This window comes from Luteimonas sp. A277, from assembly GCF_054052045.1.
Genome location: NZ_JBSVRG010000002.1, coordinates 32,826 through 47,421, shown reverse-complemented (window position 1 = coordinate 47,421; position 14,596 = coordinate 32,826). Strand labels below are relative to the sequence as shown.

Here is a 14,596-nt window from a genome sequence, read left to right as displayed (position 1 = left end):
GGTTCAATCGATGTAGCGGCGAAGCAGATCGGCGTAAGCGTCAATGCGGCGGTCGCGAAGGAACGGCCAGATCCGGCGCACGTCCTCGCTGCGGGCCATGTCGATCTCGGCCAGCAATACTTCCGGATCGCCACCTGCCTCGGCCAGGAATTCACCCTGCGGGCCCAGCACGTGGCTGTTGCCCCAGAAGTCGACGCCTGAGGCGCCCAGCGGGGAGGCTTCATGCCCGACCCGGTTGCAGGACAGCACCGGCAGACCGTTGGCAACGGCGTGGCCGCGATGGCTGATGATCCAGGAGTCGCGCTGACGCTGTTTCTCGTCCTGGTCGTCGTCCGGATCCCAGCCGATGGCAGTGGGGTAGAGCAGGATCTCGGCGCCCGCCAATGCCATCAGGCGCGCGGCTTCCGGATACCACTGGTCCCAGCACACCAGCAGGCCCAGCCTGCCGACCGAACTGTCGATCGGGGTGAAGCCCATGTCGCCCGGGGTGAAATAGAACTTCTCGTAGAAGCCCGGGTCGTCGGGAATGTGCATCTTCCGGTACTTGCCGAGCAGGGTGCCATCGGTTTCCAGCACCACTGCCGTGTTGTGATACAGGCCGGGCGCCCGGCGCTCGAACAGCGAGCCGACGATGACCACGTTGTGCTGCTTCGCCAGCCTGGATAGACGCTCGGTGCTGGGTCCGGGGATGGATTCTGCGCGGTCGAACTCATCCACCGATTCGTGCTGGCAGAAGTAGGGGCCGTTGTGCAGCTCCTGCAGCATCACCAGCCTCGCGCCGGCGGCTGCGGCCTCGGCGACGCGGGTTTCAATGACGGCCAGGTTTTCCTCGGCATCGCCGTGGCTGCGCTCCTGGATCAGCGCGACGGGAAGAGTCTTGTTTTTCATCGCCCCATTGTAGGGTGCGCTGCGTTTTGCCGTGCGAGTGCGGGGGCGCGTGTACCCGCCCCAGCAGGATGCGGTTCACACCGCCAGGCTGCCCTTTGGCATCTGCATGGTGAGGCAGTGCAGGCTTCCGTTCTGCCATACCAGCGGGCGGCAGGGAACCTGGACGATCTCCCGGCCGGGGAAGGCTTCTGCCAGGACTGCAGCGGCCTGATCGTCGGCGGGGTCATCGTAGGCCGGCATCAGCACCGCGCCGTTGATGATCAGGAAGTTGGCGTAGGAAGCCGGCAGGCGGCGACCGTCGTCCAGCACCGGCGCCGGCCAGGGCAGCGGGAACAGGCGGTACGGGGCACCATCGCGGGTACGCATGGCGGCAAGCTCGTCGGCCATCGCCTGCAGTTCGGCGTGGTGGCTGTCGGCCGGATCGTCGCAGGACTGGTAGACGATCGCGCCCGGCGCGGCAAAGCGGGCGAGGGTGTCGATGTGGGCGTCGGTATCGTCGCCTTCCATGTACCCATGGCGCAGCCACAGGAAATGATCCTGCCGCAGCCATTCTCCCAGCCGTTGCTCCAGTTCAGCCTGCGACAGGGTGGGATGGCGCTCCTGCAGACAGCGAAGGGTGCTCAGCAACGTTCCCTCGCCATCCGTCTCGATGGCGCCGCCTTCCAGAGCAAAATCAATTTCTTGCAGGGTATTGTTCGCGAAGATTCCAGCTGCATGCAGCTGGCTGATCAAGCGGTCATCACGGGCGGCACCGAATTTCCCGCCCCAGCCGGTGAAGCGGAAATCCAGCAGGCGGAAGCCTTCGCCATCGCGCAAGGTCACCGGGCCGGTATCACGCAGCCAGGTGTCGTCGTATTCCACTTCCACGAAATGGACCCGCGACATGTCGATCCGGGCCGAAGCCAGTCGGGCTCGCGCGTAGGCTTCCACATCGGCGTCTGCAACGCAGATCACCGCCGGCTGGAAACGGGCGATCGCCTCCACCAGACAGATGTAGCACTCCTCGATCTCAGCCAGCCGATCGGCCCAGTCGGTGCCGGCGTGAGGCCACGCAAGCAGCACCGCGGACTGTGATTCCCACTCCGCGGGGAAACGCATCTGACCTTCAACCATTTGACCTGCAACCATGGATCAGCGGATGGCCGGCTTGGGGCCGGTTTCGTTCGCGGTCGCCTGGTTCAGCACGGCGTTGACTACCCGATCGCGCTCGAAATACACCGTGAACTGCGGATACACCCAGCGATGGATCGTGGGCCACTGGCTCTTCTGGCCGCCGCGGGCGTCAAGCCGTTCGCCGGGTGAGCCGAACTGCTGCTCCACCTGGGCCATGCTCAGGCCACGGGCGGGCAGGGCAACCTGGGACTGTGCTTCGACCCGTTCGATCAGCAATACGTCGGCGGATGCGGATCCCGCCATCGCAAGCAGCGCTGCGGCCGGCAACGCCAGCGCGGTGCGGATGCGGGCACGGTTGGCGTGGTGTTTCTGGACATGACGGCTCATGGCGCGATTCTCCCCTCGATGTGAACGGCCGATTGTAAGCAGAAGCGGCGGGGGCGCGCGGTTTCCAGGGGCCGGAAAAGATTCGGGGCCGCATTTCTGCGACCCCGAACTCACAACCGGCCGGTGCGGCACAGGGCCGCACGGCGCGAAACTCAGCGCTGACGCGCCTTGAGACGCGGGTTGGATTTGCAGATCACGAAGACCTTGCCGCGACGGCGAACGACCTTGCAGTCGCGGTGGCGGGTCTTCGCCGACTTCAGGGAGGACAGGACCTTCATGACAAACCTCTGAAAATTGGGGCGGCGGAATTGGAGCACGCGGAAATAAGCCGCCAATCGTAGCGTTTTCACACGCCGGAGGCAAGCGTTTATTGCACGCGAATGGAAGCCCGCGCGCCGCGGGGTGCTGGATCCGCCGGGGGATCTGCGGCGGGCAGTGCAGGCGGCAGTACACTTGCCAGCCCTGAATCATCCCACCATTCCGTCACCATGACCCAAACTGCTCCTGGATCCACCCTGCCGGTACTCACCATTGACGGTCCCTCCGGATCAGGAAAAGGCACGATCAGTCGGGCGGTGGCCGCCCGGATGGGCTGGCACTACCTGGATTCCGGCGCGCTTTATCGGGCAGTGGGCGTGGCGGCAGGCTGGGCCAACCTGGACCTTTCCGATGCGTCCGCGCTGGTTCGATGCGCCTTTGACACCGAGGTGCGTTTCAGAGGCGGTGCGAACGAGGAACCGCGGGTCCTGGTCAACGACGTGGATGCAACGACCGAGCTGCGCACCGAAACCGCCGGGGCGGCCGCTTCGGCGATCGCCGCCATCCCCGAGGTACGCGAGGCGCTGAAGGAGCGCCAGCGCGCATTCAGGCGCGCGCCGGGCTTGGTGGCGGACGGGCGCGACATGGGAACGGTGATATTTCCGGACGCTCCATACAAGGTGTTCCTGACCGCCAGCGCCGACGAGCGCGCTGAGAGACGCTATAAACAGTTGAGGGACAAGGGGGTTTCGGTTACATTGGCTGGTCTGCTGCGCGAGATCCTCGCCCGTGACGCCCGTGACGCCAGTCGCGCGGTGGCGCCGCTGCGGCCGGCCGAAGACGCCGTCCACATCGATACCACCGGGCTGGACATCGAAACGGTCGTAGGGCGCGTGTTGGCCCTGTTGCCGTCACGCCCCACGGGCCAGGGTCAGGCAACAGCAGAATAAAGCCCCGCCGGGAAACCGGCGGATTGTCCATTTCAACCACAACACTCAGCGGCTCATGCGCAATCCCGCGCCGGCCGACCAAACGGGTGGACCGCCGCGCGCAGTCAGAGTTCCACTGAACCTGCTTTGTACCGCGCGGTATGTGTCATCAACCGGATATCCATTAATGACCGAATCATTTGCAGAGCTGTTCGAAGCCAGTCAGACCGACCTGGCCAAGCTCAAGCCAGGCGCCATTGTCAGCGGCATCGTTGTCCAGGTGCGCACCGACGTGGTCGTCATCAACGCCGGACTCAAGTCCGAGGGCATCGTGCCCATCGAACAGTTCCGTAACGACGACGGAGAGATCGACGTTGCCGAAGGCGACACCGTCAAGGTGGCGCTGGACGCGCTGGAAAACGGCTTCGGCGAAACCGTACTGTCGCGCGAGAAGGCCAAGCGCGCCATGGTGTGGGACGAGCTTGAAGAAGCCATGGAAAACGACGAGACCGTGACCGGCAAGATCAGCGGCAAGGTCAAGGGCGGCTTCACCGTCGACATCAAGGACGTGCGCGCGTTCCTGCCGGGCTCCCTGGTCGACGTGCGTCCGGTGCGCGATCCCGCGTACCTGGAAGGCAAGGACCTGGAGTTCAAGCTCATCAAGCTTGATCGCCGTCGCAACAACGTTGTCGTGTCCCGCCGCGCAGTGGTCGAGAGCGAGCACTCCGAAGAGCGCGAGGCGCTGATGGAGAAGCTGGTCGAGGGCGCAGTGCTGCCGGGCGTGGTCAAGAACCTCACCGATTACGGCGCGTTCGTGGACCTGGGCGGCATCGACGGCCTGCTGCACATCACCGACATGGCATGGAAGCGCGTGCGCCATCCGTCCGAAGTGGTGGAAGTGGGCGCCGAGCTGGAAGTGCGTGTGCTCAAGTACGACCGCGAGCGCAACCGCGTCAGCCTGGGCCTCAAGCAGCTGGGCGAGGATCCGTGGGACAACATCTCGCGTCGCTACCCGTCCAACACCCGCGTGTTCGGCAAGGTCTCCAACGTCACCGATTACGGTGCGTTCGTCGAAATCGAGCCGGGCGTCGAGGGCCTGGTGCACGTTTCGGAAATGGACTGGACCAACAAGAACGTCAACCCGCAGAAGGTCGTGCAGGTTGGCGACGATGTCGAGGTCATGGTCCTGGACGTGGACGAGGAGCGCCGCCGCATCTCGCTGGGCATGAAGCAGGTCAGCTCCAACCCGTGGGAGACCTTCGCGGCCATCCACAAGAAGGGCGACAAGGTGGAAGGCCAGATCAAGTCGATCACCGACTTTGGCGTGTTCATCGGCCTGGACGGCGGCATCGATGGTCTGGTGCACCTGTCGGACATGAGCTGGAACACCGATGGCGAAGACCTGGCGCGCGAGCTGAAGAAGGGCGACACCTTGCAGGCCGTGGTGCTTGCGGTCGACCCGGAGCGCGAGCGTATCAGCCTGGGCGTCAAGCAGATGGAGCAGGATCCGTTCGGCCAGTTCATGGCCGGCCATCCGAAGGGTTCCAAGGTCACCGGTACCGTGCGTGAAGTGGACGCCAAGGGCGCCACCATCGACCTGGCCGAGGGCGTGGAAGGCTACGTGATGGCGCGCGACATCAGCGATGAGCGCATCGAGGACGCCAGCCAGCACCTGAAGGTTGGTGACACCATCGAAGCCAAGTTCACGGGCATGGATCGTCGCGGCCGCACCCTGCAGCTGTCGATCCGGGCCAAGGACGAAGCCGAGACCGCTGCCACCTTGGCCGAGTACAACAAGGTCGCGGCCGATGCTTCCAGCGGCACCACCAAGCTGGGCGCGCTGCTGCGTGAACAGCTGGAAGGCAAGTCGGAGTGAATCCACTCGCCGGCGGCCCGGATGACCCGGGCCGCCGGTTTCGACTGCAGGGGGCGCAGGGGGCCATGACCAAATCGGAATTGATCGAAATTCTTGCCGGTCGCCAGGCCCACCTGAAGGCCGATGATGTGGATCTGGCAGTGAAGTCGCTGCTGGAGATCATGGGCGCGTCACTGGCCGAGGGGGACCGTATCGAGGTCCGTGGTTTTGGCAGCTTCACGCTCCACTACAGGCCGCCACGTACCGGCCGCAATCCGAAGACCGGTGCCGCAGTAGCGCTGCCGGGCAAGCACGTGCCACATTTCAAGCCGGGCAAGGAGCTGCGCGAGCGCGTGCGCGAAGTCCTGCCGCTTCCCAACGAAGATTGATGGGCCGGATGCCGGGAGCATGACCGCATGGCCTTTGTAACCGAATGGTTCTGGTTTTTCCTGCTGCTGCCGATCGCGGCCCTGTCGGGCTGGGTGATTGGCCGGCGCGGTGGGGAACGCCACAGCGACACGCAGGTCAGCCGCCTGTCGACCACCTATTTCCGGGGTCTGAACTACCTGCTCAGCGAACAGCCGGACAAGGCGATCGAGCTGTTCCTGCATATCGCCGAGCTGGACAAGGACACCTTTGAAACCCAGATAGCGCTGGGCCATCTGTTCCGCCGTCGCGGCGAGGTGGATCGTGCGATCCGCCTGCACCAGGGACTGGTGCAACGCGGCGACCTGAGCGATGCGCAGAAGGTGCAGGCGCTGCTGGCCTTGGGCGAGGACTACATGAAGGCCGGCCTGCTGGACCGGGCTGAGACCGTATTCACCGAGCTGGCACAGTTGGACCAGCGCGCCCCGCAGGCGCTGCGCCACCTGATCAGCATCTACCAGTCCGAACGCGACTGGGCCAAGGCGATCGAGAATGCCACCCGCTTTGAGGCCGCCACCGGCGAGCCCATGGGCCGGCTGATCGCGCACTTCGAGTCCGAGCTGGCCGAGCGCCATCTGTCCACGGGTGCCATCGACGAAGCACGGGAAGCCGTGCGCCGTGCGTACGCCGCCGATGCCAAGTCGGTACGGGCCGGTATCCTGGAGGGCAGGGTGGAGATCGATGCCGGCAACGACGCGGCCGCAATCCGTGCGCTTGAGCAGGCCGCGCGGCACGACACGGACTTCCTCCCGGAGATCCTGCCGCTGCTGCGCTCCGCCTACGAGCGCATGGGTGATGACACCGGCGCCCGCAACTTCCTCGCCGAGATGACCGAGCACTACCGCGGCATCGCACCGGTACTGGCCTTGACCCGTCTGCTGGAGCTGGAGAAGGGCACTTCCGCAGCACGCACCTATCTGACCCAACAGCTGAAGGACCGGCCGTCGGTCCGGGGCGAGGCAGCGCTGATAGAGCTGACTCTGGCCGATGAAGAGTCCGGCGACCCGATGGCCACCCTGCAGGACCTGAAGGTGATCACCGACCAGCTGCTGGTGCGCAACCCCAGCTACCGATGCAGCCGCTGCGGCTTTGGGGCACGCAGCCACCATTGGCAGTGCCCGAGCTGCAAGGAATGGGGCACGATCAAGCCGCTGCTGAACTTCGCCGTGGTCTGACGTGCCGGCGGCGGCGACCTCTGCAACAGCCTGGTTCCTGATCCCGCTGGCCATTGCCATGGCCGGTACCTGGATGGCGTTGCGCTACGCGCGGGGACGGGGACTTTTCGACCAGCCTGGCGAGCGTCGCAGCCATGCCGTGGCAACGCCGCGAGGCGGGGGAATTTCCATCGTCGCGGCGCTGCTGCTGGCGATCCTGGCCCTGGGGTACACCGAGCCGGGGCTGCGCCCAGTGCTGCTGGCGGGCGCCTTGGGACTGGTATCAGTAGCCACGGTCGGCTGGATCGACGATCACCGCCCGCTGTCGCCGCTGCTGCGCCTTGCCGCCCACGCACTCTCCGCCTGTCTGCTGGCCGTCGCGCTCCTTATGTCCGGCCATGGCGCGCTCCCAGCCCTGTTCGCCTTCGGTGCCGTGCTGGTGCTGGTCAATGTGTGGAATTTCATGGACGGCATCGACGGCCTGGCCGCCACCCAGGCAGCAATCGCCGGATTTGGCTATGCGCTGCTGGCAGAGCCGGGCGCGGCCAAGTGGTTGTCGCTGGCGCTGGCCGGCGCGTGCTGCGGCTTCCTGCCGTACAACTTTCCCCGGGCGCGGATTTTCCTGGGGGACGTGGGCAGCGGCGCGCTCGGACAGGCGCTGGCCTTGCTGCTTGTGCTGCTGATGACCAGCCCGCAGACGGGCTTCGCGGCCGGCTCGTGGCCGCTGTTTGTGCTTCCTTTGTCCGCATTTCTGGTCGATGCATCGCTCACTCTGGGGCGGCGTATCCTGCGCCGCGAAGCCTGGTGGCAGCCACACGTTCAGCATGCGTATCAGGCGTGGGCGCGCACACTGGGCCGTCACGTACCGGTGACGCTGGCCTACGCAGGCTGGTCCCTGATTGGAGTGGCATTCATGTCCGGCATGACGGACGCGGGCCATGCGTTTATCATTGCGACGATTGCAGCGGTCGGCTGGTGTCTTGCCGGGTGTCTGGTCTGGACACTCCTGCAATCGGCATCGCGGAAAAGCTAAGGGATGGGCGCACCGACAATGAAGCACTGGAAGGATCGGGCGATCATCGCGCTGCCGCGCCTGGCGATCATTGCCCATGACCTGGCCATGGTCTGGCTGTGCTGGATCGGGCTGCACCAGTTCCGCCTGTCCATGCAGCCCTTCGCGCCCCAGATTCCCTGGTGGTCGGGTGAAATCGCACTGATCCTTGCCGCCCAGGCCCTGGTGCTGTGGCGGGTAGGGCTGTATCGCGGTGTGTGGCGGTTCGCCAGCGTTCCCGATCTGATCAACATCCTCAAGGCCAGCCTGTTCGGGCTGCTGGCCATCGTTTTCGTCCTGTTCCTGTACAACCGGCTGGATCCGGTGCCACGCACGGTGCTGGTGATGTACCCGGTGGTATTGACCGCGCTGCTGGGCATGCCGCGGCTGCTGTATCGCAGCTGGAAGGACTACAGCGTCAACCGCACCGACCAGTCGGCAGTGCGGGTGCTGATCCTGGGGGCTGGCCAGGCCGGCGAGGCGCTGCTGCGTGACCTGCGCCGCACGGGCTCCTACCAGGCAGTCGGATTCCTCGATGACGCAGTGAAGCTGCATGGCAGCCATCTCCAGGGCGTGCCGGTGCTGGGCCGGATTGCGGACGTGGCCCGGATTGCACCCGAAACCGCGGCCAAGCTGCTGATCATCGCCGTGCCGTCACTGGATGCGGCGAAGATGCGCCAGGTGGTGGCCGCCTGCGAGGAGACCGGGCTGCCGTTCCGCACCGTGCCGCGGATCGACGACCTGCTTGAAGGGCGCTCGCTGCCGGGCGAACTGAAGGAAGTCGCAATCGAGGACCTGCTGGGCCGCAAGCCGGTCACGCCCGACTGGAAGGGCATCCGCGGCTGGCTGGGCGGACGCAGCGTATTGGTTACCGGCGGTGGCGGTTCGATCGGCTCCGAGCTGTGTCGCCAGTGCGCCCGCCACGGCGCCCGCCAGATCGCCATCGTGGAGATGGACGAGCTCGCCCTGGCCACCATCGAAATGCAGTTGCGGCGTGATTTCCCCCACATCCAGTGCGTTCCGGTGCTTGGCGACTGCGGCGATCCGGCCGTGATCCGCTACGCCTTGAAGTTGTCTTCTCCGGAAGCCGTGTTCCATGCCGCTGCCTACAAGCAGGTGCCGGTGCTGGAGACACAGCTGCGCGAAGCCGTGCGCAACAACGTGGTGGCCACGGAAACCGTGGTGTCCGAAACCCTGGAAGCGGGCGTTGGCACCTTCGTGCTGATTTCCACCGACAAGGCGGTTGACCCGGTCAACGTGCTCGGAGCCACCAAGCGATTGGGCGAGATGATCTGCCAAGCCACCGCCAGGCCCGGGCAAACCCGGTTTGTCACCGTCCGTTTCGGCAACGTACTGGACTCCGCCGGCAGCGTGGTACCGCTGTTCCGCGAGCAAATCCGCAACGGCGGGCCGGTGACGGTCACCGACCCCGAGGTGACCCGGTATTTCATGACCATCCCCGAGGCCTGCCAGCTGATCCTGCAGGCCGCGGCCATTGGATCGCGGCACGCGATCTACACCCTGGACATGGGCGAACCGGTGTTGATCCGCCTGCTGGCGGAGCAGATGATCCGCCTGGCCGGAAAGCACCCCGAGCGCGACGTGGCCATCGTCTACACCGGCCTGCGCCAGGGTGAAAAACTGCACGAGACCCTGTTCCACGCCGACGAGCGCTACCGCCCCACCGCCCATCCGAAGATCCTGCAGGCTGAAGCCCGCGAGATCGCCACCGAGCAAGTGTTCCAGGCGGTGCGCCAGATGCGTGAAGCGGTGGCCGATTACGACCTGGACCGGCTTGCGCAGCTTTTGCGTGATTCGGTGCCGGAGTTCTGCCCCCAGGCTGCTCCACGCCCGCCGCAGGTGGCTACGGTCGTCGAGTTCCCCGCCCGTCACGCAAGGAAGACATGACTACACAGCGTATCCGCAAGGCAGTTTTTCCCGTCGCCGGCCTGGGCACCCGTTTTCTGCCCGTCACCAAGACCGTCCCCAAGGAGATGCTGCCGATCGTCGACCGGCCGCTGATCCAGTACGCGGTGGATGAAGCCATCGATGCGGGCTGTGACACGCTGGTGTTCATCACCAACCGCTACAAGCACGCGGTAGCCGATTACTTCGACAAGGCCTACGAGCTGGAGGACAGGCTGGAGCGAAGCGGCAAGACCGAGCTGCTCGAACTCATCCGCAACCCGCTGCCTTCCCACGTGCGCGCCGTCTTTGTTACCCAGCACGAAGCGCTGGGTCTCGGGCACGCAGTGCTGTGTGCCAAGCCGGTGGTTGGCAATGAACCGTTCGCCGTCCTGCTTCCGGACGACCTGATCTGGAACAGGAAAGGTCCCGGCGCTCTTCGCCAGATGGCTGATCATGCGGAGCAGGCCGGAGGCGGCGTGATTGCGGTCCAGGATGTCCCACGGGCACGCACTTCCAGCTACGGCATCGTGGATACCGGCGACTTCGACGGCCGCCACGGCGTCATTCGCAACATGGTGGAAAAGCCCAGTCCGGAAGACGCCCCGAGCACGCTGGGCGTAGTGGGGCGCTACGTGCTGCCGGCGGGCATCTTCGACGCGCTGGAAAGCACCGGCCGCGGCAGCGGCGGGGAAATCCAGCTCACCGATGCCATCGCGGCGATGGTGGGGCAGGGCAAGCGCTTTGATGCCTACCGGTTTGAAGGCGACCGCTTCGATTGCGGCACCCACATCGGCCTGATCGAGGCGACCATCCGTTTTGCCCTCGATCACGAGCAGCTCAGCGGGCCTGCCCGCGCGAGCATGCAGCAGGCGCTGGACGAACTCGCAGCCGCCGACAACGACTGATCTGCCCCTGTAGGAGCGCGTACGACGCGCTCCTACGAATGCCGGGGTTACAGGGCCTCGAAGATTCCCGCAGCGCCCATGCCGGTGCCGATGCACATCGTCACCATGCCGTACTTCTGCTGGCGGCGGCGCATGCCGTGCACCAGGGTGGCGGTCCGCACTGCGCCGGTCGCGCCCAGCGGGTGGCCGAGCGCGATCGCGCCGCCCAGCGGGTTGACCTTGGCCGGATCCAGCTCCGAATCTCGGATCACGGCGAGCGCCTGCGCGGCGAAGGCTTCATTGAGCTCGATCCAGTCCAGCTGGTCCTTGCTCAAGCCCGCCTGCTTCAGCGCCTTCGGAATCGCCGCGATCGGGCCGATTCCCATCACTTCGGGCCGGACTCCGGCCACCGAGAAGCTGACGAAGCGGGCCAGCGGCGTCAGGCCGTAGTCCTTGATTGCCTGTTCGGAGGCCAGCAGCACCGCACCGGCGCCGTCGCTCATCTGCGAGGAGTTGCCCGCGGTCACCGTGCCGCCGAACTGGCCGTTGCGGAACACCGTGCGCAGCTTGGCCAGGCCCTCGAGTGAGCTGTCCGGGCGCGGACCCTCGTCGGTGTCCGCCAAGCGCTTGTGCACGCGAACCACGTTATCGCCCAGGTCCGGCTGATGGGAGACGATTTCATACGGGCTGATTTCGTCACTGAACTCGCCGGCCTGGATGGCGGCGATCGCCTTCTGGTGCGAGGCCAGCGCGAACGCGTCCTGCTCCTCGCGCGACACCTTCCATTCCTCGGCAACCTTCTCGGCGGTGATGCCCATGCCGTAGGCAATGGCCACGTGGTCATCCTTGAACACGCTGGGCGACAGCGCAATCTTGTTGCCCATCATCGGCACCATGCTCATGCTCTCGGTGCCGCCGGCCAGCACCAGGTCGGCGGTGCCCAGGCGGATCTGATCGGCCGCCAGGGCAACCGCCTGCAGGCCGGACGAGCAGAAGCGGTTGATGGTTTGCGCGGCCACGGTATCGGGCAGGCCGGCCAGCAGCACGCCGATGCGCGCCACGTTCATTCCCTGCTCGCCTTCCGGCATGGCGCAGCCGATCACGGCATCTTCGATGCGGTTGACGTCGATGCCCGGGGCCTGGGCCACCACGGACCTGAGCACGTGGGCAAGCATGTCATCGGGGCGGACGTTGCGGAACATGCCGCGCGGCGCCTTGCCCACCGGGGTGCGGGTGGCGGCGACGATATAGGCGTCCTGGATCTGTCTGGTCATCTCTTGAACTCCATGGGTCCTGATTCGGGAAAAGGGTCTCGGTGCCCCGCGCCGAACGGCGCGGGCGGACCTCAGTTCCTCAGCGGCTTGCCGGTCTTGAGCATGTGCGCGATGCGTTCCTGCGACTTGGGCATCTGCGCCAGGGCAACGAAGTGCTCGCGCTCCAGCCGCAGCAGCCAGTCCTCATCCACCATCGCGCTGCGGTCGACCTCGCCGCCACACAGCCCGTCGGCGATGCGTTCGGCAATCTCGTTGTCGTGGGGGCTGATGAAGCGGCCTTCCAGCATGTTCACCAGCATCATTTTCAGCGTGGCAATGCCCACGTCGCCGGCCACTTCGATGGCACGTGCGGGCAGGGGCGGGCGGTAGCCGGCTTCGGCCAACGCCAGCGCCTGCTGGCGCGCCACGTGCAGCAGCTCGTGGGCATGGAATACCACCACGTCGTCCTGGCGCAGCAGCCCCAGCGACTTCGCCTCCATGGCAGAAGTCGAGACCTTGGCCATCGCCACGGTCTCGAAGCCGCGCTTGAGCTCTGCCAGCACGTCGCCACCCGGACCTGCCGCCTGCGCAGCGCGTACCGCCAGTTCCTTCAGCCCGCCACCGGCCGGGAGAAGCCCCACGCCGGCCTCTACCAGGCCGATATAGCTTTCCAGGTGGGCAACCGTCCGGGCGCTGTGCATCTGGAATTCGCAGCCGCCACCCAGGGCCAGCCCGCGTACCGCTGCCACCACCGGCACAAGCGAATACTTGATGCGCTGGCTGGTGCGCTGGAAGTTGGCCACCATCTCCTCGAACGCATCCACCTTGCCGTCCTGCAACAGCCCCAGCGCCCCGGCGAGGTCGGCACCGGCGGAGAAGGGCTCCTTCGGCTGCCAGATCACCACGGCACGAAGATCGCGTTCGGCGATGCCGATCGCTTCCTGGATGCCATCCAGCACCTGGTCGCTGACCGTGTGCATCTTGGTCTTGAAGCTGATCACGCCAACGCCGTCCCCGTCGGTCCACAGGCGGATGCCGTCGTTCTCGAACAGCGTCTGGCCCTGGTCGAAGCGCTCACCCAGCACCGGGTCGGGAAAACGCTGTCGCGCATAGACGGACAGGGTGGAGCGGGGCACCAGGTTGCCGGACGCGGGGCTGTAGCTGCCCGCGGCGCTGTGCACGCCTTCGCGGCCATCAAGCACCCAGCCGGGCAGCGGCGCATCGCTCATGGCCTTGCCGGCCTTGATGTCATCGTCGATCCATTGCGCAACCTGTTGCCAGCCCGCGGCCTGCCACGTCTCGAACGGCCCCAGCGACCAGCCGTAGCCCCAGCGGATGGCCAGGTCCACGTCGCGCGCGGTATCGGCGATGTCGGCCAGATGGTAGGCGCTGTAGTGGAACAGATCGCGGAACATCGCCCACAGGAACTGCGCCTGCGGGTGTTCGCTGGCGCGCAGCTTGGCGAACTTTTCCGCCGGGTTCCTGGTCTTGAGGATCTCCACCACCTCGTCGGCGGCCTTGCGGTCGGCCGGGCGGTAGTCCTGATTTTCCACGTCCAGGACCATGATGTCCTTGCCGACCTTGCGGAATACGCCGGCGCGGGTCTTCTGGCCCAGCGCGCCCTTTTCGACCAGCGCGGTCAACCAGGCAGGCGACTTGAAGTAGGGGTGCCAAGGATCGTCGGGCAGGGTGTCGGCCATGGTGCCGATCACGTGGGCCATGGTGTCCAGGCCCACCACGTCGGAAGTGCGGTAGGTGGCCGACTTCGGCCGGCCGATCAGGGGGCCGGTGATCGCGTCCACCTCATCAAAGCCCAGTCCGAACTCATGCGTGTGGTGCGCCGTGGCCAGGATCGAGAACACGCCGATGCGGTTGCCGATGAAGTTCGGCGTGTCGCGCGCATACACAACGCCCTTGCCGAGCTGGGTGGTGAGGAAGGTTTCCAGCCCCTCCAGCACCGCCTTGTTGGTTCCTTCGGCCGGGATCAGCTCGGCCAGGTGCATGTAGCGCGGCGGGTTGAAGAAGTGCACGCCGCAGAAGCGCGGCTTGAGTCCGTCCGGCAACACATCGGCCAGCTTGTTGATCCCCAGGCCCGAGGTGTTGGAAGCCAGCACCGCGTGCGCGGCAATGTGCGGCCCAATCCGCCGGTAGAGGTCCTGTTTCCAGTCCATCCGCTCGGCGATCGCCTCGATCACCAGGTCGCACTCTTCAAGCAGCGCCAGGTCGGTGTCGTAGTTCGCAGCCACGATCCGTGCGGCCAGCGCCCGGTCTGCGAGCGGCGCAGGGCTGAGCTTGCCCAGGTTGGCAATGGCCTTGGCGACGACGGCGCTGGGAGGGCCGTCTTTCGCCGCCAGATCGAACAGCACCGTGTCAACGCCGGCGTTGGTCAGGTGGGCGGCAATCTGCGCACCCATGACGCCGGCGCCAAGTACTGCCGCGCGCCGTACAAGCAATTTCTCAGACATGTGCTGCAACTCCATGATCGAATGG

13 protein-coding genes are annotated in these 14,596 nt (G+C 65.9%); 7 read left to right on the top strand and 6 right to left on the bottom strand.

Going from position 1 to position 14,596, the window contains the following annotated elements; all coding sequences use genetic code 11:
• Nucleotides 1-3: 3 nt before the first annotated feature.
• The 4 genes from ACW7G2_RS02300 to ykgO form a co-directional block, all read right to left on the bottom strand.
• Nucleotides 4-888, bottom strand: a complete 885-nt coding sequence (locus tag ACW7G2_RS02300; RefSeq protein ID WP_456972321.1) for a carbon-nitrogen hydrolase — start codon at nt 886-888, stop codon at nt 4-6.
• 75 nt (nt 889-963) lie between these two features.
• A complete protein-coding gene (locus ACW7G2_RS02295) occupies nt 964-1,986 on the bottom strand; it encodes an agmatine deiminase family protein (RefSeq protein WP_456972319.1) in 1,023 nt (340 codons plus the stop codon).
• A gap of 33 nt (nt 1,987-2,019) precedes the next feature.
• Nucleotides 2,020-2,304: a hypothetical protein gene (locus tag ACW7G2_RS02290; RefSeq protein ID WP_456972818.1), complete on the bottom strand. Its 285-nt coding sequence runs from the start codon at nt 2,302-2,304 to the stop codon at nt 2,020-2,022.
• 236 nt (nt 2,305-2,540) lie between these two features.
• Entirely contained in the window at nt 2,541-2,666 is a 126-nt protein-coding gene (gene ykgO / locus ACW7G2_RS02285; RefSeq protein ID WP_333910734.1) for a type B 50S ribosomal protein L36, read from the bottom strand.
• A 210-nt stretch (nt 2,667-2,876) separates the two neighbouring features.
• Here ykgO and cmk point away from each other — a divergent pair, with 210 nt between their 5' ends.
• The 7 genes from cmk (at nt 2,877) to galU (ending at nt 10,874) form a co-directional block, all read left to right on the top strand.
• Complete coding sequence (gene cmk / locus ACW7G2_RS02280) at nt 2,877-3,596, top strand: (d)CMP kinase (RefSeq protein ID WP_456972316.1); 720 nt, start codon at nt 2,877-2,879, stop codon at nt 3,594-3,596.
• A 166-nt stretch (nt 3,597-3,762) separates the two neighbouring features.
• Nucleotides 3,763-5,451: a 30S ribosomal protein S1 gene (gene rpsA / locus ACW7G2_RS02275; protein WP_456972314.1), complete on the top strand. Its 1,689-nt coding sequence runs from the start codon at nt 3,763-3,765 to the stop codon at nt 5,449-5,451.
• A gap of 65 nt (nt 5,452-5,516) precedes the next feature.
• Nucleotides 5,517-5,819: an integration host factor subunit beta gene (locus tag ACW7G2_RS02270; RefSeq protein ID WP_456972312.1), complete on the top strand. Its 303-nt coding sequence runs from the start codon at nt 5,517-5,519 to the stop codon at nt 5,817-5,819.
• A gap of 27 nt (nt 5,820-5,846) precedes the next feature.
• Nucleotides 5,847-7,031, top strand: coding sequence for a lipopolysaccharide assembly protein LapB (lapB, locus tag ACW7G2_RS02265; protein ID WP_456972310.1), 1,185 nt, complete (start codon nt 5,847-5,849; stop codon nt 7,029-7,031).
• 1 nt (nt 7,032) lies between these two features.
• Nucleotides 7,033-8,043, top strand: a complete 1,011-nt coding sequence (locus tag ACW7G2_RS02260; RefSeq protein ID WP_456972308.1) for a hypothetical protein — start codon at nt 7,033-7,035, stop codon at nt 8,041-8,043.
• Between the two features lie 18 nt (nt 8,044-8,061).
• Nucleotides 8,062-9,969: a polysaccharide biosynthesis protein gene (locus tag ACW7G2_RS02255; RefSeq protein ID WP_456972816.1), complete on the top strand. Its 1,908-nt coding sequence runs from the start codon at nt 8,062-8,064 to the stop codon at nt 9,967-9,969.
• Entirely contained in the window at nt 9,966-10,874 is a 909-nt protein-coding gene (gene galU, locus ACW7G2_RS02250) for a UTP--glucose-1-phosphate uridylyltransferase GalU (protein WP_456972306.1), read from the top strand. The genes ACW7G2_RS02255 and galU overlap by 4 nt, the downstream gene beginning before the upstream one ends.
• A gap of 47 nt (nt 10,875-10,921) precedes the next feature.
• Here galU and ACW7G2_RS02245 read toward each other — a convergent pair whose 3' ends face one another.
• Nucleotides 10,922-12,127 (bottom strand): acetyl-CoA C-acyltransferase, encoded by a 1,206-nt coding sequence (locus ACW7G2_RS02245; protein ID WP_456972304.1) that lies wholly within the window; start codon nt 12,125-12,127, stop codon nt 10,922-10,924.
• Nucleotides 12,128-12,198: 71 nt separating this feature from the next.
• Nucleotides 12,199-14,571 (bottom strand): 3-hydroxyacyl-CoA dehydrogenase/enoyl-CoA hydratase family protein, encoded by a 2,373-nt coding sequence (locus tag ACW7G2_RS02240; RefSeq protein WP_456972302.1) that lies wholly within the window; start codon nt 14,569-14,571, stop codon nt 12,199-12,201.
• Between the last annotated feature and the right edge of the window lie 25 nt (nt 14,572-14,596).